The 24137-nt window shown below is 63.1% G+C and carries 28 protein-coding genes; 23 read left to right on the top strand and 5 right to left on the bottom strand.

All coding sequences use genetic code 11. The features are described 5' to 3' along the window. Positions 1-122 precede the first annotated feature (122 nt). From fliE (DOD19_RS19175) to DOD19_RS19105, 15 genes are all read left to right on the top strand, one after another. Positions 123-464, top strand: coding sequence for a flagellar hook-basal body complex protein FliE (gene fliE / locus DOD19_RS19175; RefSeq protein ID WP_024977621.1), 342 nt, complete (start codon positions 123-125; stop codon positions 462-464). A gap of 36 nt (positions 465-500) precedes the next feature. Then, positions 501-1610, top strand: a complete 1110-nt coding sequence (locus DOD19_RS19170; RefSeq protein ID WP_112187352.1) for a glycosyltransferase family 2 protein — start codon at positions 501-503, stop codon at positions 1608-1610. Between the two features lie 10 nt (positions 1611-1620). Next, positions 1621-2394 (top strand): glucose-1-phosphate cytidylyltransferase, encoded by a 774-nt coding sequence (gene rfbF, locus DOD19_RS19165; RefSeq protein ID WP_024977619.1) that lies wholly within the window; start codon positions 1621-1623, stop codon positions 2392-2394. Further along, positions 2379-3485, top strand: coding sequence for a CDP-glucose 4,6-dehydratase (gene rfbG, locus DOD19_RS19160; RefSeq protein WP_112187350.1), 1107 nt, complete (start codon positions 2379-2381; stop codon positions 3483-3485). The genes rfbF and rfbG overlap by 16 nt, the downstream gene beginning before the upstream one ends. Further along, the gene (gene rfbC, locus DOD19_RS19155) at positions 3482-4075 is read left to right on the top strand and encodes a dTDP-4-dehydrorhamnose 3,5-epimerase (RefSeq protein ID WP_112187347.1); all 594 of its coding nucleotides are present in this window, start codon (positions 3482-3484) and stop codon (positions 4073-4075) included. Before rfbG ends, rfbC begins: the two co-directional genes overlap by 4 nt. Continuing rightward, the gene (locus tag DOD19_RS19150) at positions 4072-5223 is read left to right on the top strand and encodes a DegT/DnrJ/EryC1/StrS family aminotransferase (protein ID WP_112187345.1); all 1152 of its coding nucleotides are present in this window, start codon (positions 4072-4074) and stop codon (positions 5221-5223) included. The genes rfbC and DOD19_RS19150 overlap by 4 nt, the downstream gene beginning before the upstream one ends. Beyond that, positions 5208-6050, top strand: a complete 843-nt coding sequence (locus tag DOD19_RS19145) for a phytanoyl-CoA dioxygenase family protein (protein WP_112187342.1) — start codon at positions 5208-5210, stop codon at positions 6048-6050. The genes DOD19_RS19150 and DOD19_RS19145 overlap by 16 nt, the downstream gene beginning before the upstream one ends. A gap of 2 nt (positions 6051-6052) precedes the next feature. Then, the gene (locus tag DOD19_RS19140) at positions 6053-7228 is read left to right on the top strand and encodes a class I SAM-dependent methyltransferase (protein WP_112187340.1); all 1176 of its coding nucleotides are present in this window, start codon (positions 6053-6055) and stop codon (positions 7226-7228) included. Then, the gene (locus tag DOD19_RS19135; protein WP_024977613.1) at positions 7225-7740 is read left to right on the top strand and encodes a GNAT family protein; all 516 of its coding nucleotides are present in this window, start codon (positions 7225-7227) and stop codon (positions 7738-7740) included. Before DOD19_RS19140 ends, DOD19_RS19135 begins: the two co-directional genes overlap by 4 nt. Beyond that, entirely contained in the window at positions 7737-8453 is a 717-nt protein-coding gene (locus DOD19_RS19130) for a WbqC family protein (protein ID WP_112187338.1), read from the top strand. The genes DOD19_RS19135 and DOD19_RS19130 overlap by 4 nt, the downstream gene beginning before the upstream one ends. Then, on the top strand, positions 8446-9720 hold the full coding sequence (locus tag DOD19_RS19125; RefSeq protein WP_112187335.1) for a glycosyltransferase family A protein: 1275 nt from the start codon (positions 8446-8448) through the stop codon (positions 9718-9720). Before DOD19_RS19130 ends, DOD19_RS19125 begins: the two co-directional genes overlap by 8 nt. Positions 9721-9738: 18 nt before the next feature. Further along, on the top strand, positions 9739-10068 hold the full coding sequence (fliE, locus tag DOD19_RS19120) for a flagellar hook-basal body complex protein FliE (protein WP_112187332.1): 330 nt from the start codon (positions 9739-9741) through the stop codon (positions 10066-10068). Positions 10069-10224: 156 nt separating this feature from the next. Continuing rightward, the gene (locus tag DOD19_RS19115) at positions 10225-10647 is read left to right on the top strand and encodes an organic hydroperoxide resistance protein (protein ID WP_024977609.1); all 423 of its coding nucleotides are present in this window, start codon (positions 10225-10227) and stop codon (positions 10645-10647) included. Between the two features lie 74 nt (positions 10648-10721). Continuing rightward, positions 10722-11165 carry a MarR family transcriptional regulator gene (locus DOD19_RS19110; protein ID WP_024977608.1) on the top strand — a complete coding sequence of 148 codons (444 nt, stop codon included), beginning with the start codon at positions 10722-10724 and terminating at the stop codon, positions 11163-11165. Further along, complete coding sequence (locus tag DOD19_RS19105) at positions 11162-12244, top strand: glycosyltransferase (RefSeq protein WP_112187329.1); 1083 nt, start codon at positions 11162-11164, stop codon at positions 12242-12244. The genes DOD19_RS19110 and DOD19_RS19105 overlap by 4 nt, the downstream gene beginning before the upstream one ends. Here the strand turns inward: DOD19_RS19105 and DOD19_RS19100 are convergent. From DOD19_RS19100 to DOD19_RS19085, 4 genes are all read right to left on the bottom strand, one after another. Then, positions 12238-12594 carry a flagellar protein FliT gene (locus DOD19_RS19100; RefSeq protein WP_024977606.1) on the bottom strand — a complete coding sequence of 119 codons (357 nt, stop codon included), beginning with the start codon at positions 12592-12594 and terminating at the stop codon, positions 12238-12240. The two genes, DOD19_RS19105 and DOD19_RS19100, sit on opposite strands and share 7 nt — an antisense overlap. A 58-nt stretch (positions 12595-12652) precedes the next feature. Beyond that, the gene (gene fliS / locus DOD19_RS19095) at positions 12653-13090 is read right to left on the bottom strand and encodes a flagellar export chaperone FliS (protein ID WP_112187327.1); all 438 of its coding nucleotides are present in this window, start codon (positions 13088-13090) and stop codon (positions 12653-12655) included. A gap of 59 nt (positions 13091-13149) precedes the next feature. Continuing rightward, a complete protein-coding gene (gene fliD / locus DOD19_RS19090) occupies positions 13150-15198 on the bottom strand; it encodes a flagellar filament capping protein FliD (RefSeq protein ID WP_112187324.1) in 2049 nt (682 codons plus the stop codon). Positions 15199-15395: 197 nt separating this feature from the next. Then, positions 15396-16217 (bottom strand): flagellin, encoded by an 822-nt coding sequence (locus DOD19_RS19085; RefSeq protein WP_112187322.1) that lies wholly within the window; start codon positions 16215-16217, stop codon positions 15396-15398. 411 nt (positions 16218-16628) lie between these two features. Here DOD19_RS19085 and DOD19_RS19080 point away from each other — a divergent pair, with 411 nt between their 5' ends. Beyond that, the gene (locus DOD19_RS19080) at positions 16629-17264 is read left to right on the top strand and encodes a response regulator transcription factor (protein WP_024977602.1); all 636 of its coding nucleotides are present in this window, start codon (positions 16629-16631) and stop codon (positions 17262-17264) included. Between the two features lie 134 nt (positions 17265-17398). Here the strand turns inward: DOD19_RS19080 and DOD19_RS19075 are convergent, their stop codons facing one another. After that, a complete protein-coding gene (locus DOD19_RS19075; RefSeq protein WP_112187555.1) occupies positions 17399-19135 on the bottom strand; it encodes an EAL domain-containing protein in 1737 nt (578 codons plus the stop codon). 513 nt (positions 19136-19648) lie between these two features. Here DOD19_RS19075 and fliL point away from each other — a divergent pair. From fliL to fliR, 7 genes are all read left to right on the top strand, one after another. Further along, complete coding sequence (gene fliL / locus DOD19_RS19070; protein ID WP_024977600.1) at positions 19649-20146, top strand: flagellar basal body-associated protein FliL; 498 nt, start codon at positions 19649-19651, stop codon at positions 20144-20146. Position 20147: 1 nt separating this feature from the next. Beyond that, on the top strand, positions 20148-21158 hold the full coding sequence (gene fliM / locus DOD19_RS19065; RefSeq protein ID WP_112187319.1) for a flagellar motor switch protein FliM: 1011 nt from the start codon (positions 20148-20150) through the stop codon (positions 21156-21158). Then, positions 21148-21600 carry a flagellar motor switch protein FliN gene (gene fliN, locus DOD19_RS19060; RefSeq protein ID WP_112187316.1) on the top strand — a complete coding sequence of 151 codons (453 nt, stop codon included), beginning with the start codon at positions 21148-21150 and terminating at the stop codon, positions 21598-21600. Before fliM ends, fliN begins: the two co-directional genes overlap by 11 nt. Before the next feature lie 68 nt (positions 21601-21668). Beyond that, positions 21669-22070, top strand: coding sequence for a flagellar biosynthetic protein FliO (gene fliO, locus DOD19_RS19055; RefSeq protein ID WP_112187314.1), 402 nt, complete (start codon positions 21669-21671; stop codon positions 22068-22070). Continuing rightward, complete coding sequence (gene fliP, locus DOD19_RS19050) at positions 22067-22816, top strand: flagellar type III secretion system pore protein FliP (RefSeq protein WP_112187312.1); 750 nt, start codon at positions 22067-22069, stop codon at positions 22814-22816. The genes fliO and fliP overlap by 4 nt, the downstream gene beginning before the upstream one ends. 19 nt (positions 22817-22835) lie before the next feature. Continuing rightward, complete coding sequence (gene fliQ / locus DOD19_RS19045) at positions 22836-23105, top strand: flagellar biosynthesis protein FliQ (RefSeq protein ID WP_004631435.1); 270 nt, start codon at positions 22836-22838, stop codon at positions 23103-23105. Between the two features lie 33 nt (positions 23106-23138). Then, positions 23139-23951: a flagellar biosynthetic protein FliR gene (gene fliR / locus DOD19_RS19040; protein WP_024977595.1), complete on the top strand. Its 813-nt coding sequence runs from the start codon at positions 23139-23141 to the stop codon at positions 23949-23951. The last annotated feature ends 186 nt before the right edge of the window (positions 23952-24137 follow it).

Below are 24137 nucleotides of genomic sequence, written 5' to 3'. Positions count from 1 at the left end.
TTTGCATCACCGTGGCGCCATAGCGACCAACCGGCCGGGGCGGAAAGCCCTCAAGAAAGCCGGCCCAGGCAGCTAAGCAACGGCGCCGCAAGCAAGACAGAGCAAAGAGGAGCTTTCTTCACATGGATATTACAAACGCCAATTCAGTGGTCTCGCTGATGAACAGCGTGCTGGCACCGTCCAGCACGGTGGGCGGCATTGGCGCGGGCGGCGCGGCCTCTGGCGACGGCGCCAAGGTCAGCGTTGACTTCGGCGCGGTGCTCAAGTCGTCGCTGGACCGGGTCGACGCGTCGCAGCAGAAGGCTGAATCCGTTTCGCGCAGCTTCGAAATGGGCAACAACGACGTGGATCTGCACGACGTGATGCTCTCGCTGCAGAAAGCCAACATCGACATGCAGACCGCGGTGCAGGTGCGCAACAAGTTCGTCTCGGCGTACCAGAGCATCATGAGCATGTCGATCTGACGTCACTTTTTCTAGGCTTCTTTTTCTTCGCGCCGCATGTCCAAACACGCCAAACACCGCGCCAAGCCCGCCCGGGGCAGTCTTGCGCTGGTCGTCATCGCCCGCGACGAGGCCGCCTGCATCGAACGCTGCCTGATGAGCGCCAAGCGGCACGTCGATCGCATGATCGTGCTGGATACCGGCTCGACCGACGACACCGTGGCGATTGCCAAGGCGTGCGGTGCCCAGGTGCACCATTTCACGTGGGTGGATGATTTTTCCGCCGCCCGCAATGCCGCGCTGGACGCCGCCAATGCGGACTGGAACCTCGTGCTGGACGCCGACGAATGGATTGAAAGCGGCACGGACGAGCTGCGCGACGCCTGCACCTTCGGCCCGTTGCTGGGCGTGGTGTGCATCCGCAGCGGGTTTGAAGTCTCGGGCAAGGTGGAGCAATCCAACAGCTGGATCGCGCGCCTGCTGCCGCGCGGCGTGCGCTACAAGGGCCGTATCCACGAGCAGCCCGATGCCGACCTGCAACGGGTGCGCCTGCCGCTGGTGATCGGCCACGACGGCTACCTGGACGTCAAGCTCGACAAGAAGCGCGGGCGCAACCACACCCTGCTGCAGCTGGAGCTGGCCGCGCGCCCGGACGATCCGTACGTGCTCTACCAGCTCGGCAAGGATTTCCAGATCAACCAGGGCGACGCCGCCCAGGCCGCAACGCATTACCGGCGCGCCGTGGCGACGGCACCCAAGCAGTCGCCCTATCGGCACGACTTGTGTATCTGCCTGCTGGCCTGCCTGAGCCGGACCGGGCAACTGGACGAGGCCATCACCCTTGCCGGTGAGTGGATGGACGAATGGTCCGGCTCGCCAGACTACTTCTACCTGCTCGGCCACCTGATGTTTGAAGCCGCCGCAAAACACCCGGCCGAGGCCGAGAAACAGTGGCTGCCGATGGCGGAAAACGCCTTCCTCAAGTGCCTGGAGATTGGCGAGCAGCCCAAGCTGGACGCCGCCGTGTTCGGGCGCGGCAGCTTTGCCGCCGCAAAGTACCTGGCGCTGACCTACCGCGCCCTGGCCGACACGCTGGCCATCAAGTCGAACCAATATTCCGACCTCGCGCGGCAGATGCAGGAACGCAGCGCTGTCGCCGCCGCATGAGCACGCAATCATGAAGACAGTCATCCTGGCCGGGGGCCTCGGCACGCGCATCAGCGAGGAATCGCACCTGCGGCCCAAGCCGATGATCGAGATTGGTGGCCGCCCGATCCTATGGCACATCATGAAGATCTATGCCGCCCACGGCATCAACGATTTCATCATCTGCCTCGGCTACAAGGGCTACGTGATCAAGGAGTACTTCGCCAACTACTTCCTGCACATGTCGGACGTGACGTTCGATATGTCGAAGAACGAAGTGACCGTGCACGAGCGCCACGCCGAGCCCTGGCGCGTCACGCTGGTCGACACCGGCGAACAATCCCAGACCGGCGGGCGCCTGAAGCGCGTGGCCGCCTATCTGGACCCGAACGAGCCGTTCTGCTTCACCTACGGCGACGGCGTGTCCGACATCGACATCACCAGCAAGATCGCCTTCCACCGCGAGCACGGCAAGATGGCCACCGTGACGGCCGTGCAGCCGCCTGGCCGCTACGGCATGCTCCAGCGCGACGGCGCGCGCGTGACCGGCTTTACTGAAAAGCCGCCCGGCGACGGCGGCAGCTGGATCAACGGCGGCTTCTTCGTGCTCAATCCGTCGGTGATCGAATACATCGCAACCGAAGACACGCCGTGGGAAGGCGCGCCAATGGCACGCCTGGCCGAGATGGGCGAACTGAACACGTTCGAGCACCACGGCTTCTGGCAGCCGATGGACACGCTGCGCGACAAGAACAGTCTGGAAGCCCTTTGGCAAGCGGGGAGTGCACCGTGGAAAAAGTGGTGACGCTCGACCCGCGTGCGTGGGCTGGCAAGCGCGTCTTTCTGACCGGGCATACCGGTTTCAAGGGCAGTTGGCTTGCGCTGTGGCTGCGCCAGCTTGGCGCCGAAGTGTACGGCTACAGCCTGGCCCCGGAAACAACGCCGAATCTGTTCACGGCTGCTGACGTGGAACCTGCATTGGCCGGTCACACGCTGGCGGATATCCGCGATGCGGACGCCCTGCGTACCGCGATGACAGCAGCGCGGCCCGATGTGGTGTTCCATCTCGCGGCGCAACCGCTCGTGCGCGCGTCGTACAACGACCCGGCCGGCACCTATGCCACCAATGTGATGGGTACGGTGAACGTGCTGGAGGCCGCGCGCGGCTGCACGAACCTGGCTGCCATCGTGGTGGCCACCACCGACAAGTGCTACGACAACCGCGAGTGGGCCTGGGGCTATCGCGAGACCGATGCGCTCGGCGGCCATGACCCGTACAGCGCATCGAAGGCCTGCGCCGAACTGGTCGCCGCAAGCTACCGGCGTGCCTTTTTCGCCAACGGCCCGCTGCTGGCCACGGGTCGCGCAGGCAATGTGATCGGCGGCGGCGACTGGTCGGAAGACCGGCTCATCCCCGATGCCGAGCGCGCGATGCGTGCCGGTACCCCGCTGATCATCCGCTCGCCGCACGCTACGCGGCCGTGGCAGCACGTTCTGGATTGCCTGCATGGTTACCTGGTGCTCGCGCAACGGCTGGTGGCCGGTGACGCAGCCTGCGCCACCGCCTGGAACTTCGGCCCGGACAGCGCCGCCACGCGCACGGTCGAACAGGTCTTGCAAGGCTTGCAACATCATTGGCCCGCGCTGATCTGGCAACTGGACGCCAATGCCGCCACCGGCAAGCACGAGGCCGGCATGCTGCATCTGGACGCCAGCCGGGCACGCCAGCAGCTAGGCTGGCAGACAGCGTGGCCGTTCGAGACCGCGCTGGAACAGACCGCCGCGTGGTATCGGCATCTGCATGAAAAGACGGCGAGCGCACGCGCGCTCTGTGACCAGCAGATCGACCGCTTCACCGCCGTCGCGTCTGCTGCCACATCCAGGAGCGCCGCATGAGCCGTTTCACCATCCAACCGACACCTCTGGCCGGCGTGGTTGAAATCACCCGCAAGGTCATGGGTGACCATCGCGGGTACTTCACCCGCTTCTTCTGTGCAGAGGAACTGGCCGCCGCCGGCTTCGACAGCCCGGTCGCGCAAATCAACCATTCCTATTCGGCCAAGCGCGGCACCGTGCGCGGTCTGCACTTTCAATACCCGCCGCATGCCGAGATCAAACTCGTGAGCTGCGTGCGTGGCCGTGTGTTCGATGTGGCCGTTGACCTGCGTGCGGGTTCGCCAACGTTCCTGCAATGGCATGCGGTGGAGTTGTCAGCCGAACGCCACAACAGCCTGCTGGTGCCGCGCGGGTTCGCCCACGGCTTCCAGGCGCTGGAAGACGATTGCGAGTTGCTGTATCTGACCTCGACGCCATACGCGCAAGCCGCCGAAGACGGGCTCAACCCGACCGACAGCCGCTTAGGCATCGCCTGGCCGCTCGACATTACCGAATGCTCCGACCGGGACCGCAACCATCCGCCGCTGACCGACGCGTTTGCGGGCATCACGTTGCGGGCCCTGAATCCTGAACTGCAGGAACAGCCATGACCCAGAAGATTCTGTACTCCAAGCCGTCGATCACCGAGCTGGAAGTCGAATACGCCACCGACGCCGCACGCAACGGCTGGGGCGACCAGTGCTACGCCTACATCAACCGCTTCGAAAAGCAGTTTGCCGAGTTTGTCGGCACGCAATACGCCATTGCCACATCAAGCTGCACCGGTGCCATGCACATGGGCCTGGCAGCCCTCGGTATCGGCGCCGGCGATGAGGTGATCCTGGCCGACACGAACTGGATCGCTACGGCATCGCCCATCACTTACGTGGGCGCCACGCCGGTGTTTGTCGACATCCTGCCGGACACATGGTGCCTGGACCCGGCGCTCGTGGAAGCGGCCATTACGCCACACACGAAGGCGATCATCGCCACGCACCTCTACGGCAACCTGTGCGAGATGGACCGCCTGCTGGACATCGGCAAGCGCCACGGCATTCCTGTCATCGAAGACGCAGCCGAAGCCATTGGCTCGCGCTGGCACGGGCATGCAACGGGCGCGCAAGGCATCTTCGGCACGTTCTCGTTCCATGGCACCAAGACCATGACGACGGGCGAAGGCGGCATGTTCGTCACGAACGACCGCGCGCTGTACGACCGCGTGATGACGTTGAACAACCATGGCCGCGTGCCGGGCGGCAAACAATTCTGGTCTGACTTCATCGGTTTCAAGTACCGCATTTCCAACGTGCAGGCCGCCATCGGCTGCGCGCAGCTCGAGCGCATCGATGCACTGGTTGCACGTAAGCGCGAGATCTTTGCCGAGTATCAGGCGCACCTTGGCGGCGTTGCCGGCCTTGCACTGAACCCCGAGGCACCCGGCACGCTCAACAGCTACTGGATGCCCACCGTGGTGTTTGACGAAGCGCTGGGCATGACGCGCGATGGCCTGCTGGCCGCGTTCTCGCGCCGCGGCATCGATGCACGCGTGTTCTTCTATCCGCTGAGCGAGACCGAGTTGTTCGGCACGTCTGCCGCCACTGCACGCCACAACGCGCCCAACAGCTACGCGATTGCCGAGCGCGCCATCAACCTGCCGTCGTATCACGACATGTCGAGCGAGAACATCGAGACGGTGTGCAACGTGGTGCTCGATCTCGTGCGCGAACATCAGGAGAAGCTGGCATGCCTGGCATCCTGAGCCCCGATCAGATCGAGACCTTCCAGCGCGACGGCCTGCTGATCCTGCGCGACTTTTACGCGCCGTCGCAGGTGGAGCCGATTCAGCTAGCGATCTACGACATCATCGGTCTGGTGATCGACAAATACCGTCTCGACATCGAGCGCGCACCATTTGCGCCGGAACGATTCGACGACGGTTATCAGGCCGTCATCCAAGCCAATCGCAAATACGGCGCCGAGGTGTACGACGCCGTCAAGCAGATCCCCGCGTTTGTCCGCCTGCTGGGCGACGAGCGCCATGAGCAGCTCGTTCGGATCGTGCGTCCCGGCGCACTGCCGGGCATTGCGCACGCTGGCTCCGGCATCCGCATCGACAACCCGCGTGAAGAGAAATTTCGCGCCAACTGGCATCAGGAATATCCCGCCCAGTTGCGCAGCCTTGACGGCGTGGTGTTCTGGAGCCCGCTGGTGGAGATCACGCCCGAGATCGGGCCAGTGGAGTTCTGCCCCGGCTCGCACGTAGAAGGCCCGCTGCCCGTCTTCAGCGCGGACCCGGACAACGCCGGCAAGCAAGGCGCCTATGCATTGCTGATCAAGGACGAGGCGAGCTACCTCGCGCGCTATCCGCACGTGCAACCGCTGACCAAGCCGGGCGATCTGGTGATGGTCGACTTCCTGGTGCTGCACGCCTCCGGCCACAACACGAGCCAGCGCTCGCGCTGGTCGATGCAGTTCCGCTACTTCAATTTCTGCGAGCCGACCGGGCGCTCGCACGGTTGGAAGGGCTCGTACGCCAATGGCGTCGACTTCCGTACCGTTCACCCCGAACTCTCCGTGGAAGCCTGACCATGACCCAAGGTGCACTGCCCTGCAACGTCTGCCAGCAACCGCTGCCAGAACCGATTTACCGCGCAGCGCCGCAAAGCTCGCTGTCTTCCCTGCGCCGCGCCATGGACGGCACGCTGGAGGTCTTCTGCTGCGCCGCGTGCGGTCACATCCAGACCGTCGAGCTGTGTGACAACGGCAGCTTCTACGACACCGAGTACGACATCCTCGTCAACAGCGAGGAAGAAGACCAGATCTACGCCGTCGAGAACGGCCAGAAGATCTTCCGTGCCGATCACCAGGTCGCCACGCTCCAGCGCAAGGTGGCGCTGGCCGAAGGTGCGCGCGTGGTCGACTTCGGGTGCGCAAAGAGCGCGACCATGCGCCTGCTGAAGCAGCAGCGCCCGGACGTGGACGTCCACCTGTTCGACATCAGCGACCGCTACGTCGGCTTCTGGGAAAAATTCCTGCGCCCCGAGCAATGGGCCACCTACACGATCCCGTCGGCATGGCAGCGTTCGTTCGATGTCGTCACCTCGTTCTTCTCGCTGGAGCACATCCCCGACCTGGCGACTGCGCTGCGCAACATCCACGGCCTGCTGCGCGACGGCGGCCGCCTGTATGCCATCGTGCCGAACACGTTCACCAACTCGGTGGACTTTCTGGTGGCCGATCACGTCAACCACTTCACGCACACGTCGCTGCAGACGCTGCTGGCCAACCACGGGTTTGACCTGCTCGCGGCCGATGCGCAAAGCCACCGTGGCGCATTCGTCGTGACCGCCGTGCGCCGTCCTGGCGACAGCAAAGTCGCGCCGGCGCTCGATGCGCAAGCGTTGGCCGACACACAGAGCGCAGCCAACAAGCTTGCCCGCTTCTGGCAGCAAGCCTCCAGCCATCTGACGGATTTTGAAACGCAGCACGGCAACGCGCCCGCCGTGATCTATGGCGCCGGTTTCTATGGCGCCTACACCGCAAGCAACCTGCAACAGCCGCACGCCCTGCGCGCGTTTGTTGATCAGAACCCGTACCTGCAAGGGTCCTCCCTGGCGGGCAAGCCGGTTGTGGCGCTGGACAGCATTCCGGACGAGGTTGAGGTGGTGTACCTGGCCGTCAACCCCGTCATTGCCGATGAAGTGCGGCACACGGTGGAAGCCGCGTATCCGAATCGCTTCCGCTATTTCCGCTTCCAGCCATGATCGCGCGCGGCTCACTCGTCCTTCGGGAATGGCGCGAGAGCGACATCGCGCAACTGCTTCCGCTACGCAACGACGTTCCAACGCAGTTGCAGCTCATGACACGCCCACGGCCAAACTCGGCCGCGAGCGTGCGCGACTGGCTGATCGCGAAATCCAAGCAGAGCGACCTGGTGCTCTTTGTCATTGCCAGTCAGGCAGATGACAGCGTGTTGGGCTACCTGCAGTTGAACCACATCGATGCGGTGAACAGGCACGCGTCCCTCGGTATCTGCCTGGCGTCGTCCGCGCAAGGCAAGGGCCACGGGCGCGCCGCATGCGAAGCCGCATTTGCCTACGCCGCCGAAACGCTGTGCCTGCGCAAGATCACGCTGGAAGTGCTGGCCGAAAACACACGCGCCATCGCGCTATACGAGAAACTCGACTTCCGGACCATCGGCACGTTGGCCGGCCACTACCTGCAAGACAACCGCTGGCACGACGTTGTTCTCATGGAACGGATGCTGGCGTCATGAAGGTCGTGATCACACAACCGATGCTGTTCCCGTGGGTCGGCCTGCTTGAGCAGATCATGCTGGCCGACGTGCTCGTCAATTACGCCGACGTGCAGTTCTCCAAGGGCAGCTTCACCAACCGCGTACAGATCAAGGAGCCGGCCGGCACGCGCTGGATGACGGTGCCGCTGGAGAAGTTCCACCTCGGCGCGCGCATCGATGAAGTCAAACCCGCGACCAACGTTGACTGGCGCGCGCAGCATCTGCGCATGCTGGAGCAGGCCTACGAGGCCGCGCCGCACGCAAGCGACATGCTGACGCTGGTGCGCTCCGTGTACGAAGCCGACTACCCCAACATGGGCGAGCTGGCACTGGCGTCCATGCGCGCGGTATGCCGCTACCTGGGTATCGAGCTGGACCGCAAGTTTGTCGATTCGCCTGAACTGGACATTCCCGGCCGCAATACGGACCGTGTGCTGGCCATCGTGCAGAAGCTGCAAGGCGATACCTACATCACCGGACACGGTGCCAAGAATTACCTGGCCCATGCCGAGTTCGAGCAGCACGGCATCGCCGTCGAATACATGAACTACGCCATGCGGCCGTATCCGCAACTGCATGGCGTGTTCACCCCGTTTGTCAGCAGCCTGGACCTGATTGCCAATCATGGCCCGGCCGGCAAGCAGTACATGTGCCCTCAGACCCTCAACTGGCGCGAGTTCATCCATGAGTGAGATCGAAGCAATCCAATCGGAAGCGCTGCAGGACGTTGCGCCCGTGAAGCACGACGCGGTCATCCAGCAGGTCGCGCTGAGCGTCTGCATCCCGACCTACAACCGTGCGCGCTATCTCGACAACCTGCTCGCAGAACTGGTCTCGCAGATCGGCGAACTGAAGTTCAGCTACGAACTGCTGATCGGCGACAACTGCTCGACCGATGCCACCGAAGAGGTCGTCGGCCGCTATCAGGACAAGCTGAACATCCGGTATTTCCGCCGCCCGTCCAACCTGGGCTCGGCAGAAAACCTGAACCAGCTCTATCGCAGCGCGCAGGGCAAGTACGTGCTCTACCACGCCGATGATGACCTGCCGATCCTGGCCGAGATCAACAACAACATCGACATCTTCGAGCGCAACCCGGGCGTGGATGTCATCTTTGCGCCGTGGTTCATTCACGACCTGCCGACGCGGCAGGATGTCACCGCGTTCTATCGGCAGGACGACAACTACCTGATCGAGCAGCACGACTACGCCAAGCTGCTGGCGCTGGTCTTGTCGCACCACCTGTTTCCGGAGATCTACCTGGCACGCCGCGAGGTGATGGACCGCATCTACTTCAGCGCGCCGGAACACGCGTTCTACGCCTTCGTGCACGCGGCAGAAATGCTCGGCTCCAGCGCGGTGTACTTCAGCAAGACGCCGTTCTACCGGTCGGTCTCACGCTACTTTGCCGACGAGACCCGCGCCCAGGCCGGCAACGAAGAAGTGAAGCATGCGTGGGACCGCTATCGCGGCGGTCTGGAATACCTGTTCGGCAAGTTCGCGCACACGCTGCCGGCAGCCGAGCGCCCGGAGTGGCTGAACGCCATCAACCAGTTCGTGCTGGCACGCATGAAGGTTGCGCTGCGCCTGCGCACGCATGAAGGCGGCAATTGGATCGACAACTATTACATCGCCAACCGCGTTCGCGCGCTGGGTGAAGTGTCCGATCTGCCCGCGCCGTATGACCTATACCGCGTCAATGCTGCGTTCGAATACTTGACCAAGCTCGACCCGTTCAAGCCCGAGCCGCCCAAGTACGCCACCCTGCGCCGCGCACCGCTTCAGGTCTTCCACCACGCGCACGGCTTTGCCGAAACCGAGTTTCTGGTGCTCGACGACGATGCCGCCATTCCGCATCACACCATCGTCGTCACGCCGATCCCGATGGACATAGCGGTGCCGGCCGGCCGTGAAGTCCGCTTCGTGTCGGAGCTCGAAACGCTCGCCAAATTCCCCTGAGTCACTGTTCACGCCAACATGGACCTCTCCAACGCCAATTCCGTGGTCTCCCTGATGAACAGCGTGCTGGCACCGGCAAGCGCCGTCGGCGGCAGCACCGCCAGCGGCGATGCCGGCAAACCCAGTGTCGACTTCGGCTCCGTGCTCAAGTCGTCGCTGGACCGTGTCGACGCTTCGCAGCAGAAGGCCGAAGCCATTTCGCGCAGCTTTGAGATGGGCAACAACGACGTCGACCTGCACGATGTGATGCTCTCGCTGCAGAAGGCCAACATCGACATGCAGACTGCCGTGCAGGTGCGCAACAAGCTGGTCTCGGCTTACCAAAGCATCATGAGCATGTCGATCTGAGATCACGCTCTTCCGCCCTTTTCCACGTTCCGGAAAAGGGTTTCTGGTTGTCCTTGCTATTTATATTGTACGCAATATAATTGCGTCATCGATTTTAGGATCGATCTCCCGGCCGACATGTCGCCGACCGGGCTTCCCAAATAAGAGGACCCGACCATGAAGACGCTCTACCAGACCCAAGTCACCGCTGAAGGCGGCCGTGCCGGCCATGTTCGCAGCGCCGATGGCACGCTGGATCTGCCCCTGTCGCTGCCGCGCGAACTCGGCGGCGCAGGTGGTGCCGCCACGAACCCCGAGCAGCTCTTTGCCGCCGGTTATGCCGCCTGCTTTGAAAACGCTGTGCTGCATGTTGCACGTGGCAAGCAGATCAAGCTGGCATCAACCTCGGTGACCGCCACGGTGGGCATCGGCCCGCGCGAGGATGGCGGGTTTGCGTTGACAGTGTCGCTGAATGCCACCCTGGGCGGCGTGGATCAGGCGACGGCGGAGGCGCTTGTGACCGCCGCACACGGTGTATGCCCCTATTCGCATGCCGTCCGTGGCAATATTGACGTCCAATTGAACACGGTCACGCGCTGAGCCTTGCTTAGCCCTTTTCGGGCCGATGCGGCATTCGCCGCTCGGGCGCCAGACCGTCCCCCCGGGAGTTTTCCGTGAACGACGTGCTGGCGCTCGATCAGCAGCTTTGCTTTCCTTTGTATGCCGCCGGCCATCTGCTGACGCGCCTCTACCGCCCGCTGCTGGATGAACTGGGCCTGACCTATCCGCAATACCTCGTGATGCTGGCGTGCTGGCAGCAGGCGCCGTGCGCCGTGGGTGACCTCGGCCGCACGCTGTACCTCGATACGGGCACGCTGACGCCGCTGCTCAAGCGTCTGGAAGAACAGGGCCTCGTCACCCGCACGCGCGATCCCGATGACCAGCGCCGCGTCGTCATCGAGCTGACCGATGCCGGCCGCGCGCTACGCGAGCGCGCTGCCAAGGTGCCCGAAGCCCTTGCCTGCAAGATTCCGCTGGAACTTGATGAAATTGGCGCCACGCGCAACGTGCTGCGCAAGCTGCTCGACGCCCTCGCCACGGCGGATGACCGCGAATGAGCGCCCCGTCCGCTTCCGCCGATGTGGCGTTGGTCGTCATCGCCCGCAATGAATCCGCCAGCATTGCGCGCTGCCTGCTCAGCGCGAAGCCGTTTGTCGATCGCATGGTGGTGCTGGATACAGGCTCCACGGACGACACCGTGGTCATTGCCCAGTCGTGCGGCGCGCTCGTCAGCCACATGGCCTGGACAAACGATTTTTCAGCTGCGCGCAACACCGCACTGCAGGCAGCCAACGCCGACTGGAACCTGATCCTCGACGCTGACGAATGGCTGGAAAGCGGCGGTGAACATCTGCGCACGCTCAGCGGTGCGGAGCCGGCTGTCGGTGTGGTGTGCGTCAAGAACGATACCGACGACGCCGAAGCTGCCAGCCAGCTGATTGCGTGGATCCCGCGTGTGCTGCCCCGTGGCGTGCACTACACGGGGCGCATTCACGAGCAGCCGGTGTCGTCATTGCCTGCGGCGCGCGTACCCATCGTGATCCGCCACGACGGCTATACCGCGGCCAAGATGCAAAAGAAAGGCGAGCGCAACACGCAACTGCTGCTCGATGAACTCGCGCATCGGCCGGACGACCCGTATGTGCTGTATCAGCTCGGCAAGGAAACCGAGCTGCATCACGAAGACTACGCAAAGGCCGTGAATTACTACGCGCGCGCCTTCAGCCTGGCGCCGCCTGATGCGCCGTACCGCCGCAACCTGACGCTGCGCTATGTATACAGCCTGGGCAAGGCCGATCGCGTTGAAGAAGCGCTCGCGCAAGGCGATGTCGCCATCCAGACGTGGCCAGATTTTCCGGACCTTTGCTTTGCACTGGGATTGGTCTTGCTGGATGCGGCGGCCAAACACCCTGATGAGGCGGCCGCCCGGTGGCTACCGCTGGCAGAACAGGTCTTCAACCGCTGCCTTGAGATCGGCGATCAGCCGGAGATGGACGGCAGCGTCGTCGGGCGGGGCAGCTTCCTCGCTGCCCAGCAACTGGCGATCGTGTACCAGATGCAGAGTCACGCGCTCGCACGCAAGTCCGAGCACTATCTGACGCTGTCAAAACAACTGCAAGACGCTTCGTCTCAATAACGCGCCATGCTGCCGTAAGCGTTGCTTGCGGTGGTGGCACGGCGTGCCGTGTCGATGCGCTTTTGCAGGCGGTCCAGGCGCGGATACACCATGGCGCGCACGCGGGCGTCATCTTCCAGAATGCGTACCAGCAGCGCGCGCTTGCGCTCCACGTCCGCACGCGAGAGCTGCGGATGCGGCTCGGAACGGCGCAGTGCATCCACATAGGTGGCGCTCTCGCGTTCCAGCGTACTGACGACGTCCCAGTTACCCACTTCGGCCGCGCTGACCATTTCGGCGGTCAGGCGTGCGATGGCTTCGTAGCAGGTGAACAGACTTTCGCTGTCCTTGATCGGGATGTTGCGGTGCATATTGGCTCCAGTTGGGCCGAATTCAGTCAAAGGTCGCTTTACTGCCAACGTCCGGCAATCAGCTCACAACGCTCAGGTGGCTGTTTGCCACGGCGGCGCCAGGCTGGCCCATCTGGCCAATGGCGAGCCACGCATCCTGCAGCGGGACGAGCAAGGCGTCCACTTCAGCGAGGATCGTCAGATCGTTGTTGCCGTTGGCCAGCAGCAAGCGGCGCAGCATGTAGTCGTACAGATTGTTCAGTTGCACGGCGATGTCGCCGCCGCGCTGGTGATCGAGGCTGGCCTGCAGGCCCTGGCCGATGATCGAGATGGCCTTGTCGAACGCCCGCACCTTGGTCAGCACGTCGCCGCGCTGGATGGCGGCGCCGGCCAGATTGATGGCGGCGCGCGCGCCTTCGAACAACATGGCGATCAGGCGATGCGGATTGGCGTCTACCACGGACGTCTCGATGCCGACTTGCGCATAGGCACCGATGGCACGGCGTGCAGCGTACATGGAAAAGGTCCTCGCTGTAGTCTGTTTGTTTTGGGTTGTGCTCTAAACCTGAACCTGGCTTAGTTGCTGCTCGAGGTCTGCTTCGTAATGGCCGCGAGCTGCGTCGTCAGATAGTTGCTTGTGTTCGTCATGCTCGCCACCGCTGCCGACAACGCGTTGAACTGCGTGTAGTACAGCGCCTGCTTGTTATCCAGCCGCGTCTGCATGGCGGTGATCTGGCTGGCAAGCGAGGTGAGCGAACTGTTGATCGAGTCCGTCTCGTTCTGCACCATGCCGCTGGTCGACAGCAGGTTGGTCATCACCGTGTTGAGCTGGGCAGCGTAACCGCGCTGCACCGTGACCGTGCCACGGGCGCCCAGCGGGCCGCCGGCCACCTGCACGGTCAAGCCGTCGGTGGCGGAACCGCTGATGCCATAGAGGTTCTGTCCCGAACCGGTTGCAGCAACGCCGTTGATCGTGCCTTGCACATCCACACCGTTGGTGGCCGTTGGGCTCGCGCCGAAGAGCGACGAAGCGCCATTGCCCGACACCGATACCGCCGACACCGAGCCGAACTGGCTATCGGTTACGCTCAGCACGCCGCCGGCATTGGCCGACACCGAAGCGTTAACCTTCGCGTTCTGCAGCGTCGTCGATGCGTTGATCTGGCTTTGAATCTGCGCAGCCAGCGTCGCCGCGGTGTAACTGCCGGCCGCCAACGTCACGTTGATGGACATGCCGCTGATGTTGAACGCGAGCGTGTCGTTCACACCCGCCGTGATGGTCGTGCTGGCGGCGGCCGAACCCGTGAGCGTGCCCTGCGTGGCCAACCGCGTCACGTTGAGGGCGTAGCTGCCGGCCTGCGTGGAATCCGAGAACGTCGGCACGCTGACCAGTGAATCGGTGGCCGTGCCGGTACCGGCAAACAGACCGGCTACCTGGCTGGGCGACTTTGCAACGGCAGCCGACAGCTTGGTGTTGTCAACCGACAGCGTGCCGTCGGAATTCATCGTCACGCCCACGCTACCCAGCGACTGGTAATTGCCGTTGCCAACCGCTTGGCCCAGCACGTCGGTAATCTGGTTGATGAGCGTCTTGGTGCTCACATCGCCCGCCAGCGGCCCATTGTTGGCGCTGTTGGCGGGGTCGATGTTGGTGAGCGAATTCAGTTGCGTGCGCAGCGCGTTGTAGCCGTTCACAAAGTTGGTGACGGCGGTGGTGGTGGCGGTCGGGTCGTTGGCTACCGTCACGTTGGTGCTGCCCGTCTTGGACAGCGTGAACGATGTGCCGTCCACCACGTTCGACAACGTGTTGGTCGGGCTCTGCACGGCAATGCCGTTGATGGTGGCGAGGGCGTTCTGGCCCGTGGTCACCTCGGTCATGTTCTGCGTGCCTGCCGGGTCTTGCGAGAGCAGCGATTGCAGCGTCGAGTCGCCCGACACCGAAATCTTCATCTCCGAGCTGGAGCCGCCCGCGGTCGACGTCAGCACCAGACGGTACGGGCTGCCGCTGCCGTCGTTCACGATGCTGGCCGACACACCCACGTTGGCCGAGTTGATCGCATCACGGATACCCGCGAGCGTGTTGTTGGACGAATCGATCGTGATCGAGCCACCCGCCAGGTTGCCGTTCTGCGTGAACGTCGAACCGGTGTACTTGCCGCCCGAGAACGAGCCGCCCGACACCGAGCCGAACGAGAACGAAATCGTGGTCGAGGTGCCGCTGCCGATGGCCGTCGTAGTGGACGTCTGCCCCTGCGCCGCCAGAACCTGCGATTGCGCAAGCTGCGTGACATTGACCGCGTAGGAACCTGCAGGCGCCGAGCCCGTCACCGACGCACTCAGCATCGAGGTGTCGTATCCGCTGGCCTTCATGGCGCTGTAGTTTGACGCGCTGCTCAGATTCGACAGCGTGGTCTGGAAGGTCGACAGCGCACTCTTGAGAGACCCCACAGCCGACAGCTGCGTCTGGTACGAGCTTTGCTGGGTCTGCAGCTGCGTCAGCGGCAGGCTTTCCACCTTCATGAGGCTGGACACCAGCGAGTTGACGTCGATGCTCGTCCCAATACCGGGAATCGAGATCGGCGGAACGTAATTGCTGGTTGAGGAGGTGGTAGTGGTAGTCGCCATGATCGGGTCCGATAAGCATCTGCGCCGGCGGAAGTCTCTCTACACAACGGCACGGGTTGCAGCTTCTTTAGGGCAGGTTATGCAGGCGCCACCCACGAAAAAGGGGGGTATCCAAAAAAAGAAAAAAGGCCGACGCCCCGAGGAGCGCCGGCCCTTGGCCCAATCGCGAAGCGGCTGGGCTGCATCCAACTTACTGATTAACCCTTCAGCAGGCTCAGGATGCTGTTCGGTGCCGAGTTGGCTTGCGCCAGCATCGCCGTACCCGCTTGCTGCAGGATGTTCTGGCGTGTCATGTTCGACGTTTCCGACGCATAGTCCGTATCGATCAAAGACGACTTGGCTGCCGACAGCGCAGTGTTGTTCGACGTCAGCGTGTTGATCGTCGAGGTCAGACCACTTTGCTGAGCACCGAGGTTGGCGCGGGCCGCCTTCAGGTTGGTCAGATCGGTGTCGATGGCTGTCTGGGCAGCTGTCGCGTTGGCAGTCGAGGTCACGCTCGTGCTGGACAGCGTGCCGAAGCTTGCCAAGTTAGCGTTGGTGACCGTGGTCACATCGGTCGCGGCATTCTGGCCGTACTGGAAAGTCGTGGACGTGACCGAACCGTCGAACAGCTTGTTGCCGTTGTAGTTCGCGTTGGTCTCGATGTTCTTGTTGGCTGTGGCCAGCTTTTGGTATTCCTTGTCCAGGTTGGCCTGGTCGGTGGTCGACAGACCGCCGTTGTTGGCTTCCACGGCCAGTTGGCGCATACGTTGCAGGTTGTTTTCAACCTGGCCCAGGTATGAGTCGGCCGTTTGCAGATACGACATCGCCTGGTTGGAGTTCTGGATACCTTGCGTCTGCGAGTTCAGCGTGGTGGTCAGGCTGGAAGCCACAGCGTAGGCGGCGGCGTCATCCTTCGCGCTGTTCACGCGCAGGCCGGTCGACAGACGTTCCAGCGAGGTCTGCAGCGCATCCTTCGATGCCGACAGTGCTTGCTGCGTTTGCAGGGACGAGATGTTGGTATTGAGGCTGAGGGACATGACGGCTCCTAAGTTTCCCGATGGTTTGTTGCCCGTGTTTGCTAATTCCGGCTAGGCCGGGCAACGTGACCTGCAACTTGAAGGGGATCAGGTCTGCGTTGTACTCAGGTTATCGGTGGCCTCTGAGGAAAGTTTAGGGTCGCCTTGACAAATTTGTGCGTCGGCGGCGGTTTGGGCTTGCGGGTGCCTGACTTTCGACACCCCCTCCAAAAGAGGCGGCAAGCCTGCTTCTTGGCCTGCAGACCCTCGGCTATACTCGTTCGACCAGTTCATAGGCGCCAGCATCCTTCTATATATAGAGCGCCACACAGTGCACAGATGGGGAGTTGCAAGCCCGCCAGTTCGGCCGGAAGGCCTGCGGGCGGAAAGAAGAGCTCGATGCGAGCCCGCGTTTGACCCGCAACACCCACCATGCTCAATGTCCTGATCGTCGAACCGCACGATATTGCCCGTGTCGGCCTGCGCCAGATCCTCAAGGATTCGCGCCTGGCCCGGCAGATCGAGGCCGTGCCGGACCTGCGCGATGCCAATAACGACCTGCTCGCGCAGCGCGAGTGGGACGTCATGCTCTTCTCGGTGGAATCGGCCACCGGAGACGAATTCCAGACCATCAAGACCGTGCGCCAGCAGCATGCCCGCCTGGCCGTGCTGGCACTGGGCCGCCATCCTGAAGCTCTGCTTGCCGTACGGGCACTCAAGGCGGGCGCCGCCGGCTATCTGCCGATGGACGCCAGCCAGCCGCAGTTGCTGGCCGCCGTCAACGCCATCTCCAAGGGAAAGAAATACCTGCCTTCGGACCTCGTGGAGGTACTTGCCGACAACCTGAATGTCGATTGGGACAAGCCCCGCCACGACATTCTTTCCGACCGCGAATTCCAGACGCTGCGCATGCTCGGCTCTGGCCGCACGTTGGGCGAGATTGCCGAGGCACTGCAGATCAGCGTCAAGACGGTCAGCGTGTATCGGGGGCGCGTGCTCTCGAAGATGAAGCTGCGCAACAACGCCGAGCTGACCATGTACGTGGTCAGCAACGGCCTGCAACTCTAGGGTGTCCCGTAAAGCTACTGCGCGGCCCGATCTTGGCGGTGCGATGCTCGCCGTACACATGTACGGCTGCGCTTCTCCCACCAACCTCAGGCCGCTCGCTACGCTTTCCGGGACACCCTGAATAGACTCAAGACTTATAGAAACCGGGGGACACGCTCGCCGTAGCGGCGCGCGTTCTCGCGTACGAGGTCCTGTACCGCAGCCGGCTCCAGCGGCCGCGTGAGCAGATAGCCCTGAAACTCGTCGCAGCCGACTTCGCGCAGAAATTCGAGTTGCCCGGTGGTCTCCACGCCTTCGGCCACGGTCTTCATGCCCATGGCCTGCGCCATCATGATGATGGCCCGCGTGATGGCCGCGCGCTCTGCCACGTGCGGCAGCTCTTGCACGAACGAACGGTCGATCTTCAACGTATCGATCGGGAAGCGGTGCAGATACGACAGCGATGAATATCCGGTACCGAAATCGTCCAGCGCCAGCGATACGCCCATCGCGCGCAGCTCGGTCAGCAACGCATGCAAAGATGGATCGTCGCGAATCAGAATGCCTTCGGTCATCTCCAGTTCCACCGCATTGCCGGGCAAGCCACTGGTCGATAGCGCGCCACGCACCATCCCGCTCAACTGCCCAGAGCTGAATGCCTGGCCCGAGAGGTTGATCGACATGCGCAAGTCCGGCAGCCCGATGCGGCGCCAGCGTGCAAGCTGGTCGCAGGCAGCGCGCAGAATCCAGCGGTCGATCTCGACGATCAGGCCGGTTTCTTCGGCGTCCTGAATGAACTGGCCGGGCATCATGTGTCCGAAATCGGCCGAATTCCAGCGAATGAGCGCTTCCACGCCGACGATACGGCCGCTCTTGACGTCCACGCGCGGCTGGTAGTCGGCGTAGAACTCGTTGCGGTCGCTCGCGCGGCGCAGGCCCGATTCAATGCGGAAGCGGCGCGAGACGCGGTCATCCAGGTCGCTCGTAAAGGTCTGGAAATTGTTGCGGCCGCGCTCTTTTGCCAGGTACATGGCGGCGTCGGCCTTGCGCAGCAGCGTGTTCGGGTCGTCGCCGTCGTGCGGCGCCACGGCAATCCCGATCGACACGCCCAGATACAGCTCCTGCCCCTCAATATGGAACGGCGCGCTGATGGCCGAGAGAATGCGCTCGGCCACGCGCCGCGTGCCCAGCCCGTCGAGCGCTTCGAGCATGACGACAAATTCATCGCCGCCCAGGCGGGCCACGGTGTCGGCTTCGCGCGCACAAGCCTGCAGGCGGGCCGCCACTTCGCGCAACAGCATGTCGCCAAACTGGTGGCCCAGCGTGTCGTTGACGTTCTTGAAACGATCCAGGTCGAGGAACATGACCGAGACGCGCGAGCGGTTGCGGCGCGCGATCGCCAGCGCGTGCTCCAGACGGTCTTCCAGCGCGGAGCGGTTCAGCAGACCCGTCAGCGTATCGTGCGTGGCCAGATGCCGGATGCGCTGCTGGGCTTCGCGGATCTGCGTGATGTCGACCAGCGACACCAGCACCGAATATGGCGTCGCACCGGCTTCCGATGCCCGCGGCGAGGCCGTCATCGAATGACCGCCATCGGCATACAGCGGCGTCCAGTTGCTGGAAACCCACACCGTGCGGCCATCCACGCAGTGCATCCCGAAAATCTGGTTCAACTGCGGCTGCCCTTCGGCGATCACATCCTGATCAGGCCAGTCGGCCTCGTGGATAGACGCATCGAATTCATCCACCGCGGCGTTGACGACCGTGGGCAGCAAGCGCCCCACCAGCGCTTCCACCGGCAAACCCAGCAGCCGTGCGGCACTCGGATTGGCGTAGGTGACGCGGCGGTCTGTTCCGCACACCAGGATGCCCTCCGTCAGCGCGTTGACCATCGACAGCAGGTCCAGCTTCGGGCAGAAGCCCGGCGGCTCGCCGCGCGCAGGACAGTCGGCCGGCAAGCCTTCGGCATCGACGAGCGCAAGGTCAATACGGGTGGAAAAGGGCAAGGAATTCAAGGCGGCTTCCGGCAAGGCAACGCAGGTATGCAGGGCCGGACCGTGCCGGCGCATTCCATCATTACAACGGCAAGTGCGGGCAAATCTTTCGGGCAACGTCACTTTTGCGGCGGAGCCGGCGAGCGGCGCGACGGGTAAAGCGCCCGGCGCAACGTAATCGGCACATAAAAGTGCCTCGATAATCACTTTCGGCGCACATACCGTCCCACCCTGCACATCGCAAACGCCCGAGATAAGCGGGATTGACCACGTTTCTTGCTGGAATGAGCTGGACAGAGGTGGGGAAGAATGCCATCCGAGAACCCGACTCTGTGCTTTGCGTTGTTTTACGGTGTCTTGCGCGACACGAGCCGGGAAAGCCCACCCCCCCCTAGTCCCCGAGTGATCCCCATGGCCGAAGCCGCTGCCGCCACTACCGCCCCCGCCCCAGCAAAGGGCGGCTCCACCAAGCTGCTGCTGATCATCCTGATCGTGCTCCTGCTCGCCGGCATGGGCGGCGGCGCTGCCTGGTTCTTCCTCGGAGGCGGCAATCACGCCGCATCCGGCCCCGCAGCGCCACCCAAGCCCAAAGAGCCGGTGTTCGTGGCCATGGAAACCCTGACCGTCAATCTGCAGCCCGAAGAAGGCAACGACCGTTACCTGCAGATCGGCATTACGTTCAAGAGCTTCGACAAGCATGCCGAAGAAGAGATCAAGACCTATACGCCCGAGTTGCGCAGCAAGGTCCTGATGCTGCTGGCCAGCAAGACGCCCACCGAGCTGTATCCGGCGGAGGGCAAGGTCAAGCTGTCCAAGGAAATCGTTGAACTGTGCGAACACGTCTTCAAGGCTGTCGGCAAGGAATCGCCGGTCGCTGATGTCTTGTTCACCAACTTTGTGATCCAGTGACATGCTCAAGGAAGAGTTTCTTTCCCAGGAGGAAATCGACGCGCTCCTGAAGGGCGTGTCCGATGACGCGGACGACGACCCCGTCGAAGCCGCCGACCCCTCAGGCATACGCTCGTACAACCTGGGCTCGCAGGAGCGCATCGTCCGTGGGCGCATGCCCACGCTGGAAATCATCAACGAGCGGTTCGCACGCAACTGGCGCATCGGGCTGTTCAACTTCATGCGGCGCAACGCGGAAATCTCCGTCGGGCCGGTGAAGGTGCAGAAGTACAGCGAGTTCATCCGCAACCTGGTGGTGCCGACCTCGCTCAACCTTGTGCACGTCAAGCCGCTGCGCGGCACGGCGTTGTTCGTGTTCGACCCCAACCTCATCTTCCTGGTGGTCGACAACCTGTTCGGTGGTGACGGGCGCTTCCACATGCGCGTGGAAGGCCGCGACTTTACCGACGTGGAGCAGCGCATCATCCAGCGCATGCTGCAGCTTGTGTTCGAGCACTACGCCAAGGCGTGGCAGCCGGTCTACCCGATCGATTTTGAATTCCTGCGCATGGAAATGCACACCGAGTTCGCCAACGTGGCCACGCCCAATGAAGTGGTGATCACCACCAGCTTCAGCATCGAGCTGGGCAGCAACGGCGGCGACGTGCACATCTGCATGCCGTACACCATGATCGAGCCGATCCGCGACCGGCTCACCTCCGCCATCCAGGGCGAAGCGCTGGAAGTGGACAAGCGCTGGCTGCGGCTGCTGTCGCAACAGGTGCAGACCGCCGAGGTGGAGCTGATTGCCGACCTCGCTACGGCCAAGGTGCAGGTGTCCGACATCCTGAACATGAAGGTGGGCGACGTCATTCCGCTGGAGCTGGATGACTGCGTGACCGCCAAGGTAGACGGCGTGCCCGTCATGGAATGCAACTACGGCACGTTCAACGGCCAATACGCGCTGCGGGTCAACCGCATGCTGAATATGAGCGGCAGCGAGTCTGCCACGGAGTCTGACGATGACAACTGAACCGACCATGAACCCCGAAGCCAACGCCGACGACATCGATGTCGAGATGACGATGGAAGAGGCCATGGCCCTGGAAGCCGCGCAGCGTGCTGCGGCCAACCCGCCGGCTCCCGCGCCCGCCGCCGAATCCAGCACGGTGTTCAAGCCCCTGACGGCCGACGGCCTGGGCGGCGCCCAACGCCAAGACATCGACATGATCCTGGACATCCCCGTGCAGTTGACGGTGGAGCTGGGTCGCACCAAGGTGCCCATCAAGAACCTGCTGCAACTCGCGCAAGGTTCGGTGGTGGAACTCGACGCACTGGCCGGTGAGCCGATGGATGTACTTGTCAACGGCTACCTGATCGCCCAAGGTGAAGTGGTGGTGGTCAACGAGAAGTTCGGTATCCGCCTCACCGACATCATTACGCCGTCGGAACGTATCCGTAAGTTGAACCGATAAGCCACACAAGTGCGCCGTCAATCGGCACCCTGACAGCAACCAGTGCTCCCCCCGGGCAAGGTGTTGAAATGAACCATGCAGTGGATTGGGCCCGCACCCTAGGCGGGCTGTTTGTAGTGTTGGCGATGATCGTGGCGGCCGGCTGGCTACTGCGCCGTCTGCAGCAGCGCGCGGGCATGGGCCCCGCAGGTTTAGGCCGGCGCCGCAGCCAGGTGATCACCGTGGTTGCGCAGCAGATGCTGGGCGCCCGCGAGAAGGTCGTCGTCGTCGATGTGGAAGGCACGTGGCTCGTGTTGGGCGTGACTCAGCAGCACGTGCAGACGCTCCACACGCTGCCGCGCCCCGCAGAAGCTGCTTCCGCGCCGGACGACCAATCCGGAGACGGCACTTCCAACTCCGGCAAGCCGCCCCGCTTTGCCGACGCGCTGTCCATCCAGCTCAAACGTCATCTGACGGGGAAGTCGGAATGAACGCGGGCACATTCTTCCGTTGCCTGATCGCAATGGCGCTGCTGGGCGCCGCGCCCGCCGTGTTCGCACAGGCGCAACCCGGCCTGCCGCTGCTCACGGGCGCCGCCGGGGGCCAAAGCTATTCGCTACCCGTCCAGACGCTGGTCTTCCTGACCTCGCTCGGGTTTCTGCCGGCGATCATCCTGATGATGAGCAGCTTCACGCGCATCATCATCGTGCTGTCATTGCTGCGCCATGCGCTGGGCACGCAAACCACGCCGCCCAACCAGGTGCTGATCGGGCTGGCGCTGTTCCTCACGTTCTTCGTCATGTCGCCGGTGCTCGACAAGGTCTACACCGACGCCTACGTGCCGCTGCGTGACAACAAGATCACCGTCGAACAGGCCATGGACACGGCCGCCACGCCGCTGCGCCAGTTCATGCTCAAGCAGACGCGCGAGCCGGATCTCGCCCTGTTCGTCAAGATGGGCAACATGCCGGCCATTGCCTCGCCCGAGCAAACGCCCATGCGCGCGCTCATCCCCGCCTTCGTCACCAGCGAGCTGAAGAGCGCATTCCAGATCGGGTTTGCCATCTTCATCCCGTTCCTGGTGATCGACATCGTGGTGGCGGCGGTGCTGATGTCGATGGGGATGATGATGGTCACGCCGTCGATCTTCTCGCTGCCGTTCAAGATCATGCTGTTCGTGCTGGTGGATGGCTGGCACCTGCTGCTGGGCTCGCTGGCGCAGAGCTTCGTGCAATAAGCGTCGATAGGAAACCGACATGACACCCGAGTACGTTCTGGATATGGCCCGCCAGGCCATGCAGGTCGCCATGATGGTGGGCGCGCCGATGTTGCTGGTGTCGCTCGTCGTCGGCCTGCTGGTGGCAGTATTCCAGGCCGCCACGCAGCTCAACGAGCAGACGCTGTCGTTCATCCCCAAGCTGCTGGCCGTCGCGGCCACGATGGTGCTGGCCGGCCCGTGGATCGTCGCCGTGATCGTCGACTACACGCGCGGCGTGCTGACCAATATCCCCAACTACGTGAATTGACGACACCGAGCTGACGCAGCCGCCAAATCAACGATGATCCAATTCACCGCCACGCAGCTCAACGGCTGGATCGCCATGTACTGGTGGCCGCTGGTGCGCGTGCTGGCGTTCATCGCCATTGCGCCCCCGTTTGCCAATACCGAGATCCCGACGTCGATCAAGGTGGCATTTGGCGTGGTCATCACGGTGGCGCTGGCGCCCATGCTGCCGGTGCCCGCAGGCGTGTCGGTGGGCTCATACGAAGGGCTGTGGATCACGCTGGTGCAGGTGTTGATCGGGCTGGCGCTGGGCTTTTGCGTGCAGCTCGTGTTCTCGGCCATCAGTGGTGCCGGCGAAGTGATGTCGGTGCAGATAGGCCTGGGTTTCGCCTCGCTGCTCGACCCAACGCAAACCGAGAGCAGCATGCTCCTCGGCCGCTTCCTCAGTCTCACGGCCGTTACCGCGTTCATTGCAGGTGACGGCCATCTCGTGCTGCTGCACGCGTTGTTCGACAGCTTCACCGCCCTGCCCGTCTCGGCAGCGCCGCTGGGCAACGCGGGTTGGCAGACGCTGGCCGGCGGCGGCACGATCGTCTTTGCGCTAGCCCTGCGCATCGCCCTGCCCATCATCGCGATCATGATGATCGTCAACCTCGGCTTTGCCGTGCTCTCGCGCACGGCGCAGGCGCTCAACCCGTTTGCCGTGGGCATCGCCGCCACGCTCGTGGTGGGGCTGATGCTCGTCATGGTGATGATGACGTCGTTGGCGCCGGTGGTGGAGCGGTCTGTGATGGATGCACTGGACCTGGGTGGGCGGGCGTTCAGCCAGTTCAGTACACCCCCGTCATCGGGCCAACCTCGCCCATAATCCGAACAAATTAAAACGGCGGTTTCAATACCCCTCTACATGGGGGAATCCATTCAAGCGCCATCACTTCAATAACCGCGCGAACGACGCCGTCCTGTTTTGTCACATTCCTCGCGCATTCTCGCCAGCGTCGCGCATGTGACACGAAGTCAAGCAAGCGGTTGTTTTCCTAGGGGACTTTTCAGT

It is taken from the genome of Ralstonia sp. GX3-BWBA (genome assembly GCF_003290055.1).
Classification (GTDB): Bacteria; Pseudomonadota; Gammaproteobacteria; order Burkholderiales; family Burkholderiaceae; genus Ralstonia; species Ralstonia holmesii.
The sequence above is the reverse complement of the archived record's forward strand: the minus strand, read 5'-3'. Positions and strand labels throughout refer to the sequence as shown.